The organism is Thermomonas sp. (assembly GCF_029945965.1).
In the GTDB taxonomy this organism is placed as follows: Bacteria; Pseudomonadota; Gammaproteobacteria; order Xanthomonadales; family Xanthomonadaceae; genus Thermomonas.
In genome coordinates this window covers 74584-95287 of sequence record NZ_JAQSDO010000006.1, presented here as the reverse complement: position 1 = coordinate 95287, position 20704 = coordinate 74584, and the positions used below count along the sequence as shown (strand labels likewise).

The following is a 20704-nucleotide window of genomic DNA, read 5'->3' as shown; positions in this document are numbered from 1 at the left end:
CGCCGGCAACGCAAGCAGGATCGTCAAAACTTCAACCCGGATCGAAACCTTCCGAGTCCATTACCAGGAATCGGCGCACGAGTTCCACATCGAAAGGCCAATCCAACTCGCGCCTGCCGGCTTCATCGCACAGGACCGGCACGCGCAGGCCATAGCGCTGTTCAAGCGCAGCAGCATCATCGATGAACACGCTTTCGAACTCCGGCACCCGCGCAGCCGCCAGCACCTCCAGCGCGAGGTCGCACAGGTGGCACTCATCACGCTGGTAAAGAATCAGATCCATGCGCGAGCGTCCCGTCGGTTGCGATGGCAGGCATAGAATAGGGGTGTTCGATGCGATTGATCCAATTGTTCCCCCGCAACCATAGAGCAATCTTCCACATGGCTGTCAGCACCTTCGACCTGTACAAAATTGGTATTGGCCCGAGTTCGTCGCATACCGTCGGGCCGATGCGCGCAGCTGCGCGTTTCGTCGAGCACCACTTGGCCGAAGCAGGTCGCCTGCAGGATGTTGCACGCGTGCGTGCCGAGGTATTCGGTTCGTTGGCCCTGACTGGCCGCGGCCATGGCACCGACAAGGCCGTGCTGATGGGGCTGGAAGGCCAATGGCCGAATACGATCGACCCCGAGATCATTCCGGCCGCGCTGGAGCGCATCCGCGGGCAGAAACGCATCAACCTCCATGGCCAACACGATATCGCCTTCGACGAGAAGCGCGATCTGGTGATGAACAAGCGGCAGAAATTGCCGTTCCACACCAACGGCATGCGCTTTGCGGCGTTCGATGCCGCGGGCGTGGAGATCGCGACGCGCGACTATTACTCGGTGGGTGGCGGGTTCGTGGTCAACCAGGACGAGGCCGCCGAAGATCGCATCGTGGCCGACACCACCATCTTGGCGTATCCGTTCGCAAGCGGCGACGAACTGATCAAGCGTGCAATCGATAACGACATCAGCATCGCCAAGCTGATGTTCGAGAACGAGCAAGCCTGGCGCAGTGCCGACGAGATCAGGCAAGGCCTGCGTGAACTCTGGCTCGCGATGCAGGATTGCGTGGCACGCGGCATCCGCCAGTCCGGAACCCTGCCCGGTGGCTTGCACGTCACCCGGCGCGCACCGAGTCTATATGCCGAACTCTCGTCAAAACCCGAAGCAGCAATGCGCGACCCACTGACCGTGCTGGACTGGGTCAACCTGTATGCATTGGCGGTCAACGAAGAGAACGCCGCGGGTGGCCGCGTGGTGACGGCGCCGACCAATGGTGCGGCCGGGATTATTCCGGCTGTGCTGCATTACTACGACCGCTTCTGCCCCGGCGCCAACGAACAGGGCGTGTTCGACTTCCTGCTGACGGCATCTGCAGTCGGCATTCTCTACAAGGAAAACGCCAGCATCTCCGGCGCCGAAGTCGGCTGCCAGGGTGAAGTCGGCGTGGCGTGTTCAATGGCCGCCGCCGGCCTGACCGCTGCACTGGGTGGCAGCCCGGGGCAAATCGAGAACGCCGCCGAGATCGGCATGGAGCACAACCTCGGCCTGACCTGCGACCCGATCGGCGGGTTGGTGCAGATTCCGTGCATCGAACGCAATGCGATGGGCGCGGTGAAGGCGATCAACGCCAGCCGGATGGCGCTGCGCGGCGACGGCAAGCACAAGGTCAGCCTGGACAAGGTGATCAAGACCATGCGCGACACTGGCCGCGACATGCAGGACAAGTACAAGGAAACCAGCCGAGGCGGGCTTGCGGTGAATGTCATCGAGTGCTGAATGACGGGGCTGGCTGCACCTGCGATCCAACTTGATGACGCCGCTTGCATCCGGCGTGGCCATGCATAGACTGAAGTCATGCAAGCCACACTGGCACGTGTACAGAGGGGAGTGCTGCTGACCGGCCTGTATTTTGCCGGAGCGGTGGTTGCCGTGTCCTACCTGCGCACGCCCGCCGACGTGACCCTGTTCTGGCCGGCGGCCGGCATCGGGTTCGCGATGGTACTCCGCTACGGCTTGGTGTATGTGCTCACGATCCCGCTGGCGATGCTGGCCTTGCATGCATTCGTACTGCCGGTACCAGCCGAATTCCTGCCGTACTCGATAGGCAGCAAAATGCTGGCAACCTTGGTGGCCGGGTGGTACGTCCGCAGCCGGATGACCTCCCGCCGCATCCACCTGCGCACCGCCGACGGTCTGCTGCTGCTGCGCGGCGGTCTGCTGCTGAGCGCGACCAGCGCCTGCATCGGTGCCTTCGGCATGGTCCATGCCGGCATGGCGCAATTTCACGATGCCGGCCGCATCGCTGTGCAATGGGCAATGGGCGACCTGCTCGGCGTGGCCAGCGTCAGCCCTGTCCTGCTGTATATCTTCTTCAACCACGGTACCGAACCGGCTTTACATGGCAAGCCTGCACACCGTGCCGAAATGACCTTGTGGAGCGTGTTGCTGGTCGCCCTGCTTGGCGTGGTCTATGCCGTCGGCCAGTTGGGCAGCCACTATCCACTGGCGCTGGCAAGCCTGCCGCTGTCCCTGCTGGTGTGGTCTGCCGTGCGCTACCCACCGCTGCTGACCCTGCTGGCAACCTCGGCAGTGATCATCTTCGTGAGCCTGATGACCGGCCTGGGCCTGGGCGGCTTCGAACGGCCGCAGACGTTGCATGACAGCGTTCTGATGATGTCGATGCTGGTGGTGTATTCGATCATCCCCGCGCTGTTGCTGGCCTCGCGCCAGGAACATGCGCATGCCAGCGCGGCATTGCAGCAACGCGCTACCCGCGACCTGCTGACCGGCCTGCTCAACCGCGACACGTTCGAGGAGCAGGCGCGGCAGATACTCGCCGCCGACAATGAAACCATCACCCTGCTGTATGCCGATCTTGACCACTTCAAACTGGTCAACGATTCGGCCACCCACGTGGCGGGCGACGAAATGATCCGCCAGGTGGCCGGGCTGTTCCGCAACGAATTCGGCGAGGACACACCGATCGCTCGCACCGGCGGCGATGAATTTGCCGCACTGCTGCCGATGGACGAGCGCACCGCCAACACTCGCGCACGCCGGTTGCTGACCGCAATCGAGGGACTGCGCGTGGCCTGGCAGGGACAGAACCTGGGCACCACCGGCAGCATCGGGCTGGCCACCAGCAAGGCGCCGCACATGACCTTCGACGAGTTGCTCTCGTTGACCGATGCCGCCTGCTTTGCCGCCAAGGAGCTGGGCGGGAATCGCTCCTTTGCAGCAGCATCAAACCCGGACGACATCCGCATGCGCACCCGCGCGATGCACTCGGCGATGGCGGCGCGCGAAGCGCTGGACCAACGCCGGATCGACTTGTGGTGCCAGCCAATCGTGAACCTGTGCAACCAGCAACCATTGCAATCGCATTTCGAAATCCTGGTGCGCTGGCGCGACAAGGACGGCAACCTGCGTCCTCCAGCGGAAATGATCGCCGCGGCCGAGCGCTACCGGCTGGGGCCACGCCTGGATCGCTACGTGCTGGACGCGACCCTGACCTGGCTTGAGCAGAATCCCGTCGCGCTGGCGCAAGTCGAGCAGTGCAATATCAATATCGGAGGTACCACCCTGGTCGACGAGGACTTCGGCGACTACTTCGCCGCACGCCTGCGTCGCAGCCCGCTAAAGCCGGAACAGCTGTGCCTTGAAATCACCGAGACCAGCGTGGTCCGCGACATGACCCGCGCGCGCCGCTTCATTGATCGCGTGGGCGACCTGGGATGCCGGTTCGCGCTGGACGACTTCGGTACCGGCTTCTGTTCGTTCGGCTACCTGCGCGAACTCGATGTGGACTACCTGAAGATCGATGGCAGCTTCGTGCGCGAGCTCGGCAACGGCGGCCTGCCCGAGGCAGTCGTGCGATCGATTACCGAAATCGCACATGTACTCAACAAGCGTGCGGTGGCCGAACAGGCTGAAACCGAGGCACAGCTCGAACATCTGCGCCGGATCGGCGTGGATTACGCGCAGGGCTATGTCTTCCAGCGCCCTCAGCCCATCGAAACGTTCTTCGGGATCAATGTGCTCACCTGAACGGCTCTATCGCCGGCAGTTGCCGCATGGATCGCAAGCGCATCATCCAGTAATGCCGCCGCAGTCACTGCGGCGCCCGCGCCAGGCCCCTGGATCACCAACGGTTGCTCGCGATACCGGTCCGACCAGATCGCGACCTTGTTGTCGGTGCCGGCTCCTCCGGCAAGCGGATGATCGGCGGCCAACGTTTCCAGCCCGATCGTCGCCAGGCCACCCCGCAGGCGCGCGATGAAACGCAGCTTCTCGCCATTCTTGTAAGCTGCGGCATAGTGCGCCCGCATTGGCGCATCCAGTTGCGGCAGGGCGGCGTCGGCGTCCTGTTCCGCCAGTGCTGCCAGACCGGCGGGTACCAGCGAGTCCACCTGTACCGCATCGGCATGCAAGGGATAACCGGCGGCGCGAGCCAGGATCAACAGCTTGCGGCGCACGTCCTCGCCAGAGAGGTCTTCGCGTGGGTCCGGCTCGGTGAAGCCGGCTTCGCGCGCTTCGCGGACGAAGCCGGAAAACGGGCGCAAGCCATCGTAGTGGTTGCACAACCACGCCAACGATCCCGACAGCACGCCGGCAATGGCATGGATGCGATCGCCACCGGTCTGCAGCTCGCGCAGGCTGCGCAGCAGCGGCAGGCCTGCACCGACCGTCGCGCTGTCGCCGTAATACGTGCCGCCCGCATGGCGAGCCGACTGGATCGCATGCCAACGCTCCAGCGACGTGCCCTGCCCCAGCTTGCAGGCGGTCACCACATGGATGCCACGCGCAAGCCAGGCGGCATGCTGCTCGGCGACCTCATCGGAAGCGGTGGCATCGATCACGATCCGCGGGCCTGCACCATCCAGCGCTGCTTCCACCGCATCCAGCGAGCTGGCCTGCGGCCTGTTGTGCATGAATATCTCCGGGGTGTTGGCCGGAATGCCCTTGCAGTTGCTGATCGCGACCTGCGAATTGGCGACGTGCACCAGCGACAGGCGCTCACCCAATGGTGATCCGTCCCAGCCGGCCAGCCGCGACCACAGCGCGCTGCCCACCGTGCCGGTACCAAGCAGGGCCACCCGTGCCGGTTTTACACTCGTACTGCGCAATGCTGCGACCTGTGCGTTCATTTGGCGACCTTGCGTACCTTACCTGCAGCAGCCTGCGCCCGCACCAGCGCATCGGCAAGATCCGCGCACAGGTCATCCGCATGTTCGATGCCCACTGACAGCCGCAACAAGCCATCGGAGATACCCGCGACCGCGCGCGCTTCCTCGCTCATTGCCGCATGGGTCATGGTTGCCGGATGCGCGACCAGGCTCTCCACGCCGCCCAGCGATTCAGCCAGGGTGAAGTAGCGCAGGCCGTCGACGAATGCGCGCACCGCCTGCTCGCCGCCTTCCAGTTCGACGCTCAACATCGCGCCGAAACCGTGTTGCTGGCGCGCTGCCAGCGCATGTCCCGGATGCGTAGCCAGCCCCGGATAGTGCAGTGCACGCACCGCGGGATGCCCATCCAGCAATGCCACCACTGCCTGCGTGTTTTCCTGGTGCACGCGCAGGCGCGCGTCCAGGGTGCGCAGCCCGCGCAAGGTCAGGAAGCTGTCGAACGGGGAACCCGTAATGCCCAGGCAATTGGCCCACCAACTCAGTTGCTCATGCAAGGCGGCATCGCGCGCGATCACCGCACCGCCGACCACGTCACTGTGGCCATTGATGTACTTGGTGGTGGAATGCACCACCAAGTCCGCCTGGAAATCGGCAATTGGTCTCTGCAAGGCGGGCGACAGGAAAGTGTTGTCTACCACCACCAACGAACCGGCCTTGTGCGCGGCATCGATCACGAAACGCAGGTCGGTGATGCGCAGCAATGGGTTGGACGGCGTTTCGATCCAGACCAGTGCCGGCGATGGATTCAATGCCTCGGCCAGCGCGCGCGGATCGGTGAGGTCGGCGGTGACCAGTTCAAACGCGCCCTTCTTCGCCAGCGCATTGAACAGGCGCCAGCTACCGCCGTAGCAATCGTGCGGCACCACCAAGCGGTCGCCCGGCTGCAGCAACGCATTCAGGGCCAAGGTGATCGCTGACATGCCGGTCGAGGTCACCACGCCACCAGCGCCGCCTTCCAGTTGCGCCAGCGCTTCGCCCAGCAGGTCGCGGGTCGGATTGCCGCTGCGCGAATAGTCGTATTGGCGCTTTTCGTTGAAGCCGGCGAAGCTGAAATTGGACGACAACACCAGCGGTGGCGTCACTGCACCGAAAGCAGTGTCGCGGTCGATGCCGGCACGCACCGCTTGGGTCGAAGGACGACACCCGGCTTGGTGGATGGATGTGGCGTCGATGTTGTCCAGGCTCATGCTGTCTCCCCAGTGATGTTGTGGCGCAACGCAGCACTCAACAGTGCGTCGATGCGATCGCCTTCCTTGAGGAAAGCGTCATGTCCGTAGCGGGAGCGCAGCACGCGCAGGCTCCCGTTCAATCCCAAGCCTTCGACCAGGGTCACCGCATCGGACAACGGCACCAACCGGTCGCCCTCCACCGCAATGACCGTGGTCGGCACGGTGACCTGCGCCGGATCGATCTGGTGCAGGTCGATCGATTCGGAAAGTCGCAGCCATGCCGTGCTGCAGATGCGGGCGACGAATTTCGCGCCGGCGGCATCCAGGTAGTCTTCTGCGGCGACGCAGACGCGACCGTTCTTCAACGTAGGCGCCGCGTCGAAACGCTCGGCGAATTCCTCTGGAGTTCGATAACTCAGCATCGCGAATTGGCGCGCCAGCGACAGGCCCTGCTCGTCCGCGCATTGCAATTGGCCCAGGGCGACCGCCTTGCGCTGCAACGCACGCCATGCCGCCGCATATGGATGCGCGCGATGCGCACCACTGACTGCGACCAGCCGTTGCAGGCGCGTCGGGTGCCGCTGCGCCAGTTGCAGGCCGACCATCGCGCCGTAGGAGTAACCGATGAAGGCTTCCAGGCATTCGATGCCCAGCGCTTCGAGCAACAAGGCGATCGCATCAGCCTGGTCGGCAGTGTCGATCGGCGCGTCCAGGCTGCCGTCGGCGCCGATGTAGTCGAACGCCAGGATGCGGCAGCGCGCAGGATCCAGCGTGCGGCCCGCGCCCAACAGGTCTTCGGCCCAACCGGCAGCGGCATCGCACGCGTTGGCCGCCACGTGTCGATGCGCCGAGATGCCACCCGCCACGAACACCACCGGCGCGCCCGCGGCACCCGACAATTCGTACGCGATGCGCACCTTGCGGGTACCGGCATGGCGCATGGGCAACACCGCGTCGATGCAGCCGCGCACGGCGTCGGTATCCACTGGTGACAATCCGACTGACGCACGCATGCCCGCTCCGGCCAGTGCGGGCTGTGGGCTGGACGTGGTGCGTTCGGCAAGGCTCATGGCGATTCCCCGGATGGATGGAACCATCGGGTCTCGCGGGGGAACCGGAAGGCCGACGAAGTCGGCGGATGCGGGAGTCGCGGCATGCACGACAGCGCAACCATCTTCCGGTGGACACGCAGGTCCCCGCAGGATTTGGCACCGCGATGAAGACAACCGCGAGGGTCGTCTCCATCAGGTTGCCCCGGCTTCTTCGGGCCTGTCCCTCAGCCGGTCTCGATGGATGACCGCAGTCTGTCAACGCGCCAGCTTCGTGTCAATCTCTTTATGCGGATAAAGAGATATTAATAACCCAATGTCATAAGGACGCAGCCAAAGGCTTCCGACATACTTGCTCAATGGGTTCAATCAACCGCCGCCCCGTCCTGCTTGCATGCACGCTTGCAATGCTGTCCTTGGCCTTGCCCGGGTCGGCTGATACCAGGCAGGTGTATCGCTGGGTCGATGCGCGCGGCGTGGTGCATTACGGCGACTACCAGCCGCATGGCGTGCCAGATACGAAAGTGCGGGTCATCCAGGTTCCTGTCGAACCACACGCGATTGCGCGCCTGCGGGTGGAAGCCGGCGAAGGCAACTACCTGGCCTGGGCAGACAACAGACTGACGGGACCGATCGAGGTGCTGCTGTCGTTCACCCGCAGCAGCAATGTGCATGCCGAACCCGCATTGCCGGCCCGTGCCACGGTTCCCGCCGGCGGCACCGTGCTGGTGGCACGGCTGGGCGCAGATGCGCCCGGCCGCAATGGCTCGTTCGAATTGAGCCTGCGCGGCGTTCCCGGCAATCCCAGCGCACGTCCACAAAATGTCGAATACCTGCCGCCACTTCGGCAGCCACGTAGCCGGATCGACCAGGGGTTCGATGGCCAGTTCAGCCATGACGATGAAGAAAATCGTTATGCACTCGATTTCGCCGCCGACATCGGCACCCCGGTCATGGCCGCGCGTGCCGGCACGATCATGCAAGTCGAGGCGGACTTCAGCAAGGCCGGCCTCAAGAAGGACACTTACAGCGGCCGCGCCAACTTCGTGCGCATCCTGCATGACGACGGCAGCATGGCCTTGTATGCGCACCTCAAGACCGGCGGCGTGCTGGTTCGGCTTGGACAAAAGATTGAGACCGGTCAGCAGATCGGTCTGTCCGGCAACACCGGTTTCACCACCGGACCACACCTGCACTTCGCGGTGCAGGTCAATCGCGGCATGCACCTGGTCTCGATCCCGTTCCGCATGCGCGGCATGCCGATGCAAGACGCTGAACCGGCGGCAAGCGGGCAGCGCCCGCTATAATCGCGTCTTCCCTTGATCCGATGACGCGCACTCGCGCGGCGCCCTCATGTCCGCAACCCTGAGCCAAGACGTTTCCAGCGAAGCCGCGCGCCGCCGCACCTTTGCCATCATTTCCCACCCCGACGCCGGCAAGACCACGCTGACCGAAAAGCTGCTGCTGTTCGGCGGCGCGATCCAGATGGCGGGCTCGGTCAAGGGCCGCAAAGCCGCGCGCCATGCGACCTCCGACTGGATGGCGCTGGAAAAGGAACGCGGTATCTCGGTGACCAGTTCGGTGATGCAGTTCCCATACGAGGGCCGCGTCATCAACCTGCTCGACACCCCCGGGCACGCCGACTTCGGCGAGGACACCTATCGCGTGCTGACTGCGGTCGACTCGGCGCTGATGGTGATCGACGTCGCCAAGGGCGTGGAGGAACGCACGATCAAGCTGATGGAGGTGTGCCGCCTGCGCGACACGCCGATCATGACCTTCGTCAACAAGCTCGACCGCGAGGGCAAGGACCCGATCGACCTGCTCGACGAAATCGAATCCGTGCTCGGCATCCAGTGCGCGCCGGTGACCTGGCCGATCGGCATGGGCAATCGCCTGAAGGGTGTAATCCACCTGGTCACTGGTGAAGTGCATCTGTACGAACCGGGCCGCAACTTCACCCGCCAGGACTCGACGATTTTCAAGTCACTCGATGATCCCAAGGTCGAGGCACGGATCGGCGCGCCCATGCTGGCCGAGGTGCGCGAGCAACTGGAACTGGTACAGGGCGCAAGCCATCCGTTTGACCGCGAGGCCTATCTTGCCGGCCAGCAATCGCCGGTGTTCTTCGGTTCGGGCGTAAACAATTTCGGCGTGCAGCCGCTGCTGGATTTCTTCGTCGAAAACGCACCGTCGCCGCGTCCGCGCGCAACCCTGACCCGCGACGTGGCACCAGAAGAATCCAAACTCACCGGCTTCGTGTTCAAGATCCAGGCCAACATGGATCCGATGCATCGCGACCGCGTGGCATTCATGCGCGTGTGCTCCGGGAAGTTCAGCGCCGGCATGAAGGCGTTCCACCCGCGCACCGGCAAGGACTTCAAGCTTGCCAACGCGCTGACCTTCATGGCGTCCGATCGCGAGATCGCCGAAAGTGCCTTCCCCGGCGATGTCATCGGCATCCACAACCACGGCACCATCTCGATCGGCGACACGTTCACTGAAGGCGAGAAGCTCGCCTTTACCGGCATCCCGAATTTCGCGCCGGAACTGTTCCGCCGCGCGCGCCTGCGCGATCCGCTCAAGCTCAAGCAATTGCAGAAGGGCTTGGCGCAATTGTCCGAGGAAGGCGCCACCCAATTCTTCAAGCCGTTGATGAGCAACGACCTGGTGCTGGGCGCGATCGGTGTACTGCAGTTCGAAGTGGTCGCTTACCGGCTCAAGGACGAGTATGGCGTCGAGGCATCCTTCGAGCCGGTACAGGTCACAACCGCGCGCTGGATCAAGTGCGGCGATGCGAAGAAACTGGAAGATTTCCGCGAGAAGAACGCGATGAACCTCTCGCTGGATGGCGCTGGCCACCTTGTATATCTGGCGCCAACACGGGTCAACCTGCAACTGGCGCAGGAACGCTCGCCGGCCGTGGAATTCATGGCCACCCGCGAACATGCGCATGCGGTGGATCTGGGCTGACTCGGCTTTGGCGGGCTGACCCGGCGGTCGCGTTGTTGCAGATTGGCTGACGTGGCATCCTCGCGAATTGCCGCAAAGGGAGAGCGTCATGCGCAATCTGCTTCCAGGTCTCTTGTTGGCTAGTCTGGTCGTGCTGGCGGGTTGTGATCGTACTGCAACGCCCGCATCGACCGCACCGACGCAGACTACTGCGGCAACTGCGATCACCGACGCTTATTACGACAACAGCGGCCGCGACGATGTGCTGACTGGCGGCGTCAAGATGGTCCCGATCCACACGCCGTCTGGCGACTTCAAGGTCTGGACCAAGCGCGTCGGCAACAACCCGAAGCTGAAGGTCCTGCTGCTGCATGGCGGCCCCGGAGGGACCCACGAATATTTCGAAGCCTTCGACAGCTTCTTCCCGGCTGCCGGCATCGAGTACTACTACTACGACCAGCTTGGTTCCGCCTACAGCGACCAGCCCGATGACATGACGCCGTACCTGAGCATCGACCACTATGTCGACGAGGTCGAACAGGTACGTCAGGCGCTGCACCTGGACAAGGACAACTTCTGCCTGCTCGGCCACTCCTGGGGCGGCATCCTCGCCATCGAATATGCACTCAAGTACCAGCAGCATCTGAAGTGCCTGGTGATCTCCAACATGATGTCCAGCATCCCCGCGTACAACAAATACGCGCACGAGGTGCTGATGCCGCAGATGGACCAGAAGGCCTTGAAGGAAATCCTGGCGCTGGAAGCCGCAAAAAAGTACGACGATCCGCGTTACGAAGAATTGCTGCTGCCTTTCTACGAGGCACATGCCCTGCGCATGCCCGCGGCTTCATGGCCAGACCCGGTCGTGCGCGCATTCGCCAAGCTCAACAAGAAGGTCTATGTGCCGATGCAGGGACCCAGCGAGATGGGGGCCAGCGGCATTCTGGTTGACTGGGATCGCACCAATGACCTGAAGGACATCACCGTGCCGACGCTGGTCATCGGCGCTGCCCACGACACCATGGACCCGAAGTACATGGAAAAGATGTCGAAGTTGCTTCCACACGGCCAATACTTGTTCGCGCCCAATGGCAGCCACATGGCGTTCTATGATGACCAGCAGACTTACATGGACGGCCTGACCCACTTCCTCAAGGGTGTCGAAACCGGAGCGCAATGACCGCGCCCGGCATCGGCAGCGCGACGAATAGATTGCGGTCTCGGGTGCAAGTCGCCACTGTAGATCGCTGACGGGCCTGTCGCCCGCATGGTGAAACCTGATGGCCGAGACAATGCATGACCTGCGTGAGGAGCTGGCCAACGCACTGACCCATGGCCTTGGCGCGACCGCCGCGCTGGCCGGTGGTGCCGTGCTGATCACGCTTGCCGCTCTGCATGGTGATGCCTGGCAACTCGGCGCATCGATCGTGTTCGGCATCGCGCTGCTGCTGCTCTACCTCGCCTCGACCCTGTACCACGCGATCCAGCATCCGGTCGCCAAGGGCCGGCTGAAGGTGTTCGACCACTGCGCGATCTATGTGCTGATCGCCGGCACCTATACGCCGTTCACCCTGATCGGACTGCGTGGTCCGGTCGGCTGGTGGCTGTTCGCCATGATCTGGACGCTGGCGCTGGCAGGCGTGGTATTCAAGCTCTTCTACACCGGGCGCTTCAAGAAGCTCTCGACGCTGATTTACCTGGCAATGGGCTGGCTGATCCTGGTCGCGGCGAAGCCGCTGTTCGCGGCCCTGGATGCGTGGACGTTGGGTTGGCTCATCGCCGGCGGCGTGTTCTACACGTTCGGCACGTTTTTCTACCACCGTCCGTCGATGCGTTACTCACACGCGGTCTGGCACCTGTTCGTGCTGGGTGGCAGCGTCTGCCACTACATCGCCGTCTTCGCACAGATCCGCACGCCGGTCTGAGCGGCACGCAGCACATTCACCCTCGCTTGACTCCCGGGTGACGACAGTCGATGGATGACGACAGCTAACTCCAACCTGAAATCCGAGCGCAGCTGGTTGTCGCGACATCCTTGGTCGAGCGTGGCAATCCTTCTTGCAATTGGCATTTTCGTGCTGTTGCTGCTGTGGGATTGGAATTGGTTCAAGCACCCGTTCGAACGCCGGGTGACTGCACAAACCGGCCGTGAGTTTCATATCGATGGCAATCTTGATGTCGACCTGGGTCGGACCCTCACCATCACCGCATATGGCTTGCGTTTTGGCAACACCGCCTCGGCGCGAGAGCCGGAGATGGCGAGAACCGACCGGCTGGAATTCGACCTGCGGTTCTGGCCGCTATTGCGCGGCAAACTGCAGATCCCGCGCATCGCACTCGACAAACCCGTCCTGCACCTGCAGCGCAATCCCGACGGCGTCGCCAATTGGGTGTTCCCGCAAAGCAACAGCAATTTGCCCGAGTTCCGCAACGTCCATATCAAGGAAGGCCTGCTCACCTATTTCGAACCGGCGCACAAGACCGACCTCAGGATTAATGTCGACAGCCTGCAGCCGCGCGCCAACGATGCAGAACCTCCGATTTCCGTGAATAGCGGCGGCCGCTGGAATGGCAATGCCTTCAACCTGCGCGGGACCGCGGAATCGCCACTCGAACTGCGCGATAGCGCGCGTCCTTATCGAATCGACATCAAGGCGATTGCCGGTCCCACTCGGGCGCATGCCCGCGGAACCCTGCTCGATCCGCTGCGCTTCCGCGATTTTGACCTGCAACTTGCCTTGGCCGGAGACAACCTCGGTGACCTCTATCCCCTGATCGGCGTGGCGACGCCGGACACGCCACCATATGCGCTCGATGGTCGACTCACCCGCGACTTCCAGGACGCCAAGCGCAGCACATGGCGCTATCTCGGGTTTAGCGGCAAGGTCGGCCATAGCGACCTGCGCGGCGACGCAGCCGTTACCATTGGCGGCGCACGCCCCTTCTTCAAGGGTGCTTTCGTGTCGCAGCGTATGAACTTCGGAGACCTCGGCGGCTTCATCGGCAAGGCGCCGCAGGCCCGCGGCAGCGAGACCAACCATCCAGCCGTTGCTGCACCGACCGCGAATGGGGCTGCAAGCACCCGCCTGTTGCCGTCAGAGCCCTACAAGCTCGACAAGTTGCGTGCGATGGATGCCGACGTGCGCCTGAAGGCGCGCAGGATCGATACCATCACATTGCCCATTGACGACATGGATGCACGCCTGCGCATAGACGATGGCGTGCTGCGGCTGGACCCTCTCAATTTCGGCGTGGCCGACGGCGACCTCCGCGCCATCATCCGTATGGACGCACGCGAACCCATCATTCGCACCCGTGCCACCATCACCGCGCGCAGCATGACGCTCGGCAAGTTGATGCCCAAGGCCGAGCTCGGCAAGACCGCGATCGGCAAAGTGCGGGCGGATGTGGCGGTGACTACCCTGGGCAACTCGATCGCGACCATGGCGGGCAATGCCAATGGCGATGCTGAGGCCGGCATGGGCAGCGGACAGGTCAGCAAGCTGTTGATGGAATTTGCATCGATGGACCTGACCGGCATCCTCAAGATCAAGTTGACCCACGACCGGCAGATCCCGATCCGCTGTGCCTATGGCGACTTTGCGGTCAAGAACGGCGTGATGACTCCGCGTGCGCTGGTGTTCGATACCACCGAATTACGGCTCAACGGCGAGGGGATGATTGATCTTGGCGACGAACGCCTGGACCTGACCTTCAAGGCGACCAACAAGAAGTTCAGCCCGCTGTCGCTACGCTCGCCGTTCTACGTGCGCGGCACCTTCAAACACCCCAGCGTGCATCCCGACTACGTGCGCATGGGCTTGCGCGCAGCCGCCGCCGCGGTGCTCGCCAACATTGCCGCCCCGATTGCGGGACTGGCCGCCACCACCGAACTCGGCCACGGCAAGGACGCAAAATATTGCACGCCGCAAGGCGGCTGAAGCCGCACGGAATGCGATCAGGAGGCGATGTAGCGCTGCAGGTGGTCGAGCTCCTGGCGCTGCTCCTCGATCACCGCCTTGACCAGGTCGCCGATCGAGATGACGCCGATCACCTGCCCATCCTCGACTACGGGCAAATGACGGATGCGGCTGTCGGTCACCAGTTGCATGCACTGGTCGGTGTTGTGCTGCGGACTGACGCTGACCACCTCCGCGCTCATGATGTCGCGCACCGGGGTGTCCTTCGAAGATCGCCCCTGCAAGACGATCTTGCGTGCGTAATCGCGCTCGGACAGGATTCCGGCCAGACGCGGGCCATCCATCACCAGCAATGCGCCAACGCGGCGCTCCGCCATCATCCTGATCGCATCGATCACCGGGGCTTCCGGCGAAATCGAATACACCTCAGGCGATTTCGTTTCCAGCAGTTGACGCACCGTACGCATGGCCCGCTCCTTGCAGGATGGAGGACGGGTTCGAGTCTACCCCGCCGGCAGGCTGCCAGCAGTCCACCAGGTACAACGGCCGTTGCTTGGACTCCTCGTACAGGCGGCCCAGGTATTCGCCGATCAGGCCCAGCGCGACCAGTTGCACGCCACCCAGGAACAGGATCACCGCCATCATCGTGGGCCAGCCCGCCACCGGATCGCCCCACAGGATGGCCTTGAGGATGATCCAGCTGCCATAGGCGAACGCGACCATGGCGCTGGCGATGCCAACGTACGTCGCCACCCGCAGCGGCGCGGTACTGAAACTGGTGATGCCCTCGAGCGCGAAATTCCACAGTTTCCATGCGCTGAATTTGCTGCTGCCGGCGATCCGCGGCGCACGCTGGTAAGGAATCGAAACCTGGTTGAAGCCGATCCAGCCGAACAGGCCCTTCATGAAACGATGGCGTTCGCGCAACTGCCGCAAGGCCGCCAAGGTGCGCGGCGACAGTAGGCGGAAATCGCCGGTGTCGCGTGGGATTGGCGTCTTCGACAGCCGCCCGATCAGCCGGTAAAAGCCATGCGCGGTCGCGCGCTTGAACACGCCTTCGCCATCACGTGCGATGCGGGTGCCATGCACGTCGTCGAAACCTTCCCGCCATTTTGCGATGAACTGCGGCAGCAATTCCGGTGGATCCTGGCCATCGGCATCCAGGATCATGGCAGCGCCGCGCTCGACCCGATCCAACCCGGCGGTCAGCGCGATTTCCTTGCCGAAATTGCGCGATAACCGCAGCAGGGCGATGCGCGGATCGCGCGATGCCAGGTCGTTCATCACCGACCACGTCGCGTCCTGGCTGCCGTCATCGACATACAGCAGCCTGGCCTCCAGCCCGTCGCGTTCGGCCGCATCCAGCGCGGCGGTGATCCGTGGCTGCAGCGCCGGCAATACCTCGGCCTCGTTGTAGGCGGCGATCACCATGGTGAGGCAACGGTCGCTGGTCGGGATCTCGTTCATCGGTCGATGGTATGCCAGCTGCGACAGCGCTGCTCAGGCTTGCTCAGACACGGATGGTCAATCCAGCGTGTGCAGGTAGGCAGGCCCACCGATCTGGCGCATCTGCCGCTGGATCACGTTCGCACGCTGCTGCACAAAAGGCCCCGGACTGGCCGCGTTGTAACGCTTCGGACTGGGCAGGACTGCTGCCAGCCGCGCGGCCTCGGCAGATGTAAGTCGCGAGGCGTCCTTGCGGAAGAAGTTGCGCGAGGCCGCCTGCGCGCCGTACACGCCGTCGCCGAACTCGGCGATGTTGACGTAGACCTCCAGGATGCGCTGCTTCGGCCACAACAACTCGATCAATGCCGTGTACCAGACTTCCACGCCCTTGCGCAGCATCCGCGTCCAGCCGCCGCCGCCCCACAGGAACAGGTTCTTGGCAGTCTGCTGACTGATCGTGCTGGCGCCGCGCAAGCGACGCACCGGCTTGCCGCGTTTCTCTGCGCGCTCGGTCATGCGTTCGTTGTGCGCCTGGGCTTTCTCGATCGCATCGAAATCGAAGCCGTGGTGCTGGGCGAAGTTCTGGTCTTCCGAGGCCACCACCGCCAGCGGCAGGTTCTGCGACATCTTCGACATGTCGCGCCAGTCATATGTGATGCGGAATTTGAAGTCGCCTTCGAACACCGCATCCAGCTGGCGCGCCAGCATGAACATCGAGAACGGCGGGTCGATGAAGCGCAGCGCAAGTACCTGCGCCAGGCTGAACAGCACCAGCAGCAATGGCAGCTTCCACAACCATGCACGCCAGCGTCGGCGACCCTTGCCATTGCCCGCGCTCATGCGAGCACACTCCCAGCCTTGCGAATCCTGCAGTCCTTCCCCATATCCTTGTCCACACACGCTCCCCGCCCTTGGCCTGCACATTATCAGCAGGCTGGCGCCCGACGGTATCGACATGAATCCAAACGCCCCCCACGACCTGCAACTTCGTTTCCTGCTGCCCACCGCCGGTGTGCGCGGCATTGCCGTGCAACTGCAGGACACCTGGCAGGCCATGGCCGAACGCGCCGCCTATCCGCAAGCCGTCGCCGAATTATTGGGTGAAGCAGCGGCGGCCGCTGCCTTGTTCACCGGCCATGCCAAGGTCGATGGTCGCCTGTCCGTGCAACTGCGCGGACAGGGCGCACTGCGCACCATGTTCGCCGAATGCACGGCGGCCGGCACCCTGCGCGGCATCGCCCAACTCGACGAGGCCGTGCTGGACGGCAGCATGCCGCCACCTTCGCGCGACCTGCGTGAGCTGGGGCGCGATGCGCTGCTGGCGATCACGATCGAAAATCCCGCATTCGGCGGGCGCGAGCCGATGCGCTACCAAGGCCTGGTCGAAATCGATGCCGAAAGCCTGGACGAGGCCTTCGCGGGCTACTTCCGCCAATCCGAGCAACTGCCCACGCGCCTGCTGTTGGCCTGCGACGGCCAGCGTGCGGCCGGCTTCATGCTTCAGGCGCTCCCGAGCGACCACGGCGACAACGACGGCTGGACCCGGGTCGGCGCGCTGTTCGACACCTTGGGCGCTGCTGAATTACTGGCACTGCCGCCTGCCGAGGTCGTCCACCGCCTGTTCCACGAGGAAGCCCCGGAATTGCTGGGCGAACAGCCCTTGCGATTCGCCTGTTCATGTTCACGTGAGCGGGTCGGGGCCATGCTGGTCTCGTTAGGCCCGGACGAAGCCCACGCCGCGGTAGCCGCCGGCGGCGGCTTGGCACAGGTTCGTTGCGAATTCTGTGGCCAGGACTACCGTTTCGACGAAGACCAGTTGGCTATCCTGTTCAGGGATGCGGCTGCCGAACTGCCCGCCGCACCCGGAATACAATGAGCTCCGGGACGCACAATGACCTGGATTCAGACCACGTTGAGTATTGTTAAATTTTCATAAATCCACTAGGATCAAGAGATCGGGAAGCTGAACTTCCCAGCTGAAGACTTGTCCCATACAGACTATGCGCCCTCGCCTGCCCTACATCGCTGCCACCCTGCTCGCCCTGGCCTGTGCCAGCGGTGTTACACAGGCGCAGACGAAACCGGGCAGTCGCGACTCCGCTGTGGTTCCGGTGCTGAACAAGACCAGCGGCAAACTCGAAGCCGTGCTCCTGCTGGAGCCGACCACCACGACTGCGGGTACTCGCTGGCGCTTTGGCAGCACCACGCTGGAAGCGACCTACGGCCTGCAGACTGGCAATTCGCTAGCCCTGCTGTGTGATCGTCGCAACGGCATTGGCAGCGAGATCGTGCAACTGGCCAATAGCTGCGTGCTGGCATCTCTGGATGGCGACAACACCGGCACCGGCAGTCGCCACGGCACTGCTGGCGCCAGCATCAGCCGCAACGGCACCAAGGTTGGCGTTGCAGTCGGTAGCGGTCGCGACACCCTTCCAGCCTGGCTCGCGCCGAACAAAGTCGCCAACAAGGTCGAGCAAAACGACTTCTCGTTGTTTGCCGAGAAGAATATCGGCCGTGACGGCTTCGTCAGCGTAGGCGGTACCGTGGCGCGCGTGCGCCTGGTGCCTGCTTCCGACGTGCCGCAATTAGCTGACCAGTGGAATACGCGCAGCCTGAGCATCGGCGCCGGTTATGGCTCGTTCGGCGCCAACATCGTCGGGCGCGTGGTCAATGTCCCCGGCGAAAGCAATGTCTGGAAGGGGCTCGGCCTCGGCCTGACCTGGCGCACGCCATGGAGCGGTCAACTCAGCGTGGGCGCCGACAACGTGGTGACGCGCGGCAAGAATCCGTTCTCGGCTGCCAACAGCCAGGACGACGAGGGCACCGTGCCCTACGTGCGCTACCAGCAGGACCTGTAGTTATGCACCACGGCACGATCACAACAACACATACGACGAAGGCCGCATCAATGATGCGGCCTTTGCATTTGCGAGTCGTGAGCCGCGAGTTATTGCAGCCGTAGTTCCGCGTCGCCCGAAAAACTCTCCATTCGGATCTCGCCCTTGCCGGCACCGTAATGCGTGTGGAAGCTTGAGCCCGGCCCGAAGTCCTCGCGCTTGATCTTCGCTCCGGGCGCCTTGAGTTCACCGCTGAAGCTTTCTCCTGAAACCTGCGCGGACAAGTCGCGTGGCAATACAAGCAACAGATCGCCGCTGACGCTCTCCATCTTGACGACACCATCGCCCGCCAGTGCCATCCGCGCCTGCATATCCCCGGACACCGTGCTGGCCTTGAAGCTGGAAAGCTTTTCACCCTTGCTGTCCACCCGCATGTCACCGGACACGGTCTCGACCGACACTTCACCATTCAGGCGCCCGCTGAGCGTGACGTCGCCGCTGACCGTACTCACAGAGACATCGCTACTGTTGAACGTCAAGTTGACGTCGCCGCTAACCGATTCGGCTTTCGCGCGACCCGGCGCACCGTTGGCAATGATGTCGCCACTGACCGACTGCAGCGACATCTCGCGTGACGCCATGCCGTGGACATTGATGTCGGCAGACACCGTGTCGATTTCGAGCTCTGCGCGCAACGGCACCTGCAGGATCAGGATGGTCGGTTCGGCCCGGTTCGACCTCGATGGATATTTCACCTCGATGTGCAGGACCCTGTCATCGCCTTCCAGCACGAACTTTTCCACGCCGTCGCCCAGGCTGCCGGTCACCTTCACTTCGGGACGGTCCCAGCCGCGGACCTCGACCCGACCCTTGAGGTTGTCGATCTCCACCCGTCCGCGCGGATCCAGCGGCCGGGTCTGGTTGATCGGAGTGGCCGCAAAAGCGGGCGGTGCAATGCTGCATGCCAACGCCAGCACGGAAGCCATCAGGTTAATGCGCATAGTCAACTCCTTCAAGCGTAAAGCGCACGGCGCGCAAGTGCGAGCCGACGGGTATAGGTGTCACGCAGGCGTTGCAACAACAGGCGTGAGTTCGGGTCATGCTGCATGGCGCTGCGAATCTCGATTGCGCCGCGATCCAGTGTGTCCAGCCCCGGCTGCCAGCTGGCAGGAACCGGCTGTGGCGCCAGCTCGCGCAGTGCCGCCTGGTAATGCGCGGTCATGCTGTCGGCTTCGCGCTGCACCAGCGTGGCGCTGCTGGCGGGACGCGACGATTGCGCCGGACCAGTTGCGGCTTCCGGCTGGCCTGGCTTGAACTGCCAGGCCATACCAACTGCCAGCAGCAGCGATGCCGCGGTAGCCACTGGCCACAGCCAGCCAACACGCGGCTTGCGCGCCACGTGGATGGGTTGTTGTGGAAGCACCTGCAAGCGTGCCGCGATCCCGGGCCACAGGTCATGGCCGGGTTCGATGTCCTGGCGCAAGCCAAGCAGGGCCATGCGCAACTCCGCTTCGCCAATCTGCATGCGATCTTCGTTCATGCCACTGCTCCCATCCGCGTGCGCAACAATCCACGCGCACGATGCAACTGTGCCTTGGAACTCCCGACCGCCATGCCCAACTGCGTGGCGATCTCCTCGTGCTTCCAGCCTTCGACATCGTGCAGCACCAACACGGCGCGTGCGCGCGGCGGCAAGGTAGCGACCGCACGCTCAAGATCGCGCCCAAGCACCGCATTACCGGCGGTATCCGGCGTGGACAACAGCTCGAAGGTTTCCTCATCCTCGTCCTGCAGCGGCCGGCTGCGCCGCGAACGCAGTTCCATCAGCGCCGTATTCACTGCCAGCCGATGCAGCCATGTGGACACCGCACTTTCATGGCGGAAGCTGGGCAGCGCCTGCCAGGCGCGGACGAACGCTTCCTGGGTCAAGTCCTCGGCACGCGCACTGGCCATGCCCACCAAGCGCACGATCACGCCATGCACGCGGCGATGATGGCGGCGATACAACTGCTCGAACGCCGCCACATCGGCATTGGCCGCACGCATCGCCAGTACGGCATCGTCGCCATCATCTATGGGAGGGGCATGGCACGTGGTTTCAGATGGCATGGGCATGGTCAGCGTCAGCATACCCAGTGGGATGCCAGCCCGTGTCGC

19 protein-coding genes and 1 riboswitch are annotated in these 20704 nt (G+C 63.5%); of the genes, 9 read left to right on the top strand and 10 right to left on the bottom strand.

The annotated features are described in order from the left end of the window. Positions 1-31 precede the first annotated feature (31 nt). Positions 32-283 (bottom strand): glutaredoxin family protein, encoded by a 252-nt coding sequence (locus tag PSV05_RS01710; RefSeq protein WP_300060532.1) that lies wholly within the window; start codon positions 281-283, stop codon positions 32-34. 98 nt (positions 284-381) lie between these two features. On the opposite strand from PSV05_RS01710, the gene PSV05_RS01705 reads away from it, so the two are divergent. Together PSV05_RS01705 and PSV05_RS01700 are read left to right on the top strand one after the other, a co-directional pair. Further along, on the top strand, positions 382-1764 hold the full coding sequence (locus PSV05_RS01705; RefSeq protein WP_300060529.1) for an L-serine ammonia-lyase: 1383 nt from the start codon (positions 382-384) through the stop codon (positions 1762-1764). A gap of 78 nt (positions 1765-1842) precedes the next feature. Next, on the top strand, positions 1843-4035 hold the full coding sequence (locus PSV05_RS01700) for an EAL domain-containing protein (RefSeq protein ID WP_300060526.1): 2193 nt from the start codon (positions 1843-1845) through the stop codon (positions 4033-4035). Here the strand turns inward: PSV05_RS01700 and PSV05_RS01695 are convergent. From PSV05_RS01695 to PSV05_RS01685, 3 genes are read right to left on the bottom strand one after another with little or no spacing between them, the layout of a single operon-like run. After that, positions 3993-5135, bottom strand: coding sequence for a homoserine dehydrogenase (locus PSV05_RS01695; RefSeq protein WP_300060523.1), 1143 nt, complete (start codon positions 5133-5135; stop codon positions 3993-3995). The genes PSV05_RS01700 and PSV05_RS01695 overlap by 43 nt on opposite strands. Further along, positions 5132-6361: an O-succinylhomoserine (thiol)-lyase gene (locus tag PSV05_RS01690; RefSeq protein ID WP_300060520.1), complete on the bottom strand. Its 1230-nt coding sequence runs from the start codon at positions 6359-6361 to the stop codon at positions 5132-5134. Before PSV05_RS01690 ends, PSV05_RS01695 begins: the two co-directional genes overlap by 4 nt. Then, complete coding sequence (locus PSV05_RS01685) at positions 6358-7356, bottom strand: homoserine O-succinyltransferase (RefSeq protein WP_300061317.1); 999 nt, start codon at positions 7354-7356, stop codon at positions 6358-6360. The genes PSV05_RS01690 and PSV05_RS01685 overlap by 4 nt, the downstream gene beginning before the upstream one ends. A gap of 154 nt (positions 7357-7510) precedes the next feature. Further along, positions 7511-7639, bottom strand: a riboswitch (SAM riboswitch). 112 nt (positions 7640-7751) lie between these two features. Between PSV05_RS01685 and PSV05_RS01680 the strand changes: the two genes are divergently transcribed. From PSV05_RS01680 to PSV05_RS01660, 5 genes are all read left to right on the top strand, one after another. Further along, positions 7752-8699, top strand: coding sequence for a M23 family metallopeptidase (locus PSV05_RS01680; RefSeq protein WP_300060517.1), 948 nt, complete (start codon positions 7752-7754; stop codon positions 8697-8699). 46 nt (positions 8700-8745) lie between these two features. Then, a complete protein-coding gene (locus tag PSV05_RS01675; protein ID WP_300060514.1) occupies positions 8746-10365 on the top strand; it encodes a peptide chain release factor 3 in 1620 nt (539 codons plus the stop codon). Between the two features lie 88 nt (positions 10366-10453). After that, entirely contained in the window at positions 10454-11524 is a 1071-nt protein-coding gene (locus PSV05_RS01670; protein ID WP_300060511.1) for a proline iminopeptidase-family hydrolase, read from the top strand. Between the two features lie 97 nt (positions 11525-11621). After that, entirely contained in the window at positions 11622-12269 is a 648-nt protein-coding gene (locus tag PSV05_RS01665; RefSeq protein WP_300061314.1) for a hemolysin III family protein, read from the top strand. 54 nt (positions 12270-12323) lie between these two features. Then, positions 12324-14285: an AsmA family protein gene (locus PSV05_RS01660; protein WP_300060508.1), complete on the top strand. Its 1962-nt coding sequence runs from the start codon at positions 12324-12326 to the stop codon at positions 14283-14285. Positions 14286-14302: 17 nt separating this feature from the next. Here the strand turns inward: PSV05_RS01660 and PSV05_RS01655 are convergent, their stop codons facing one another. The 3 genes from PSV05_RS01655 to mtgA are packed head-to-tail and all read right to left on the bottom strand — an operon-like array spanning position 14303 to position 16550. Next, a complete protein-coding gene (locus tag PSV05_RS01655; RefSeq protein ID WP_300060506.1) occupies positions 14303-14731 on the bottom strand; it encodes a CBS domain-containing protein in 429 nt (142 codons plus the stop codon). Then, positions 14691-15731, bottom strand: coding sequence for a glycosyltransferase family 2 protein (locus PSV05_RS01650; RefSeq protein ID WP_300060503.1), 1041 nt, complete (start codon positions 15729-15731; stop codon positions 14691-14693). Before PSV05_RS01650 ends, PSV05_RS01655 begins: the two co-directional genes overlap by 41 nt. A gap of 57 nt (positions 15732-15788) precedes the next feature. Beyond that, positions 15789-16550, bottom strand: coding sequence for a monofunctional biosynthetic peptidoglycan transglycosylase (gene mtgA, locus PSV05_RS01645; protein ID WP_300060501.1), 762 nt, complete (start codon positions 16548-16550; stop codon positions 15789-15791). A gap of 115 nt (positions 16551-16665) precedes the next feature. On the opposite strand from mtgA, the gene PSV05_RS01640 reads away from it, so the two are divergent. Together PSV05_RS01640 and PSV05_RS01635 are read left to right on the top strand one after the other, a co-directional pair. Continuing rightward, positions 16666-17586, top strand: coding sequence for an Hsp33 family molecular chaperone HslO (locus tag PSV05_RS01640; RefSeq protein WP_300060498.1), 921 nt, complete (start codon positions 16666-16668; stop codon positions 17584-17586). Positions 17587-17743: 157 nt separating this feature from the next. Then, positions 17744-18568, top strand: a complete 825-nt coding sequence (locus PSV05_RS01635) for a hypothetical protein (protein WP_300061311.1) — start codon at positions 17744-17746, stop codon at positions 18566-18568. Between the two features lie 89 nt (positions 18569-18657). On the opposite strand, the gene PSV05_RS01630 is transcribed toward PSV05_RS01635, so the two are convergent. The 3 genes from PSV05_RS01630 to PSV05_RS01620 are packed head-to-tail and all read right to left on the bottom strand — an operon-like array spanning position 18658 to position 20677. Further along, a complete protein-coding gene (locus tag PSV05_RS01630) occupies positions 18658-19548 on the bottom strand; it encodes a DUF4097 family beta strand repeat-containing protein (protein WP_300060496.1) in 891 nt (296 codons plus the stop codon). Between the two features lie 11 nt (positions 19549-19559). Further along, positions 19560-20087, bottom strand: a complete 528-nt coding sequence (locus PSV05_RS01625) for a hypothetical protein (RefSeq protein WP_300060493.1) — start codon at positions 20085-20087, stop codon at positions 19560-19562. Then, positions 20084-20677, bottom strand: a complete 594-nt coding sequence (locus PSV05_RS01620) for a sigma-70 family RNA polymerase sigma factor (RefSeq protein WP_300060490.1) — start codon at positions 20675-20677, stop codon at positions 20084-20086. Before PSV05_RS01620 ends, PSV05_RS01625 begins: the two co-directional genes overlap by 4 nt. Positions 20678-20704 lie beyond the last annotated feature (27 nt).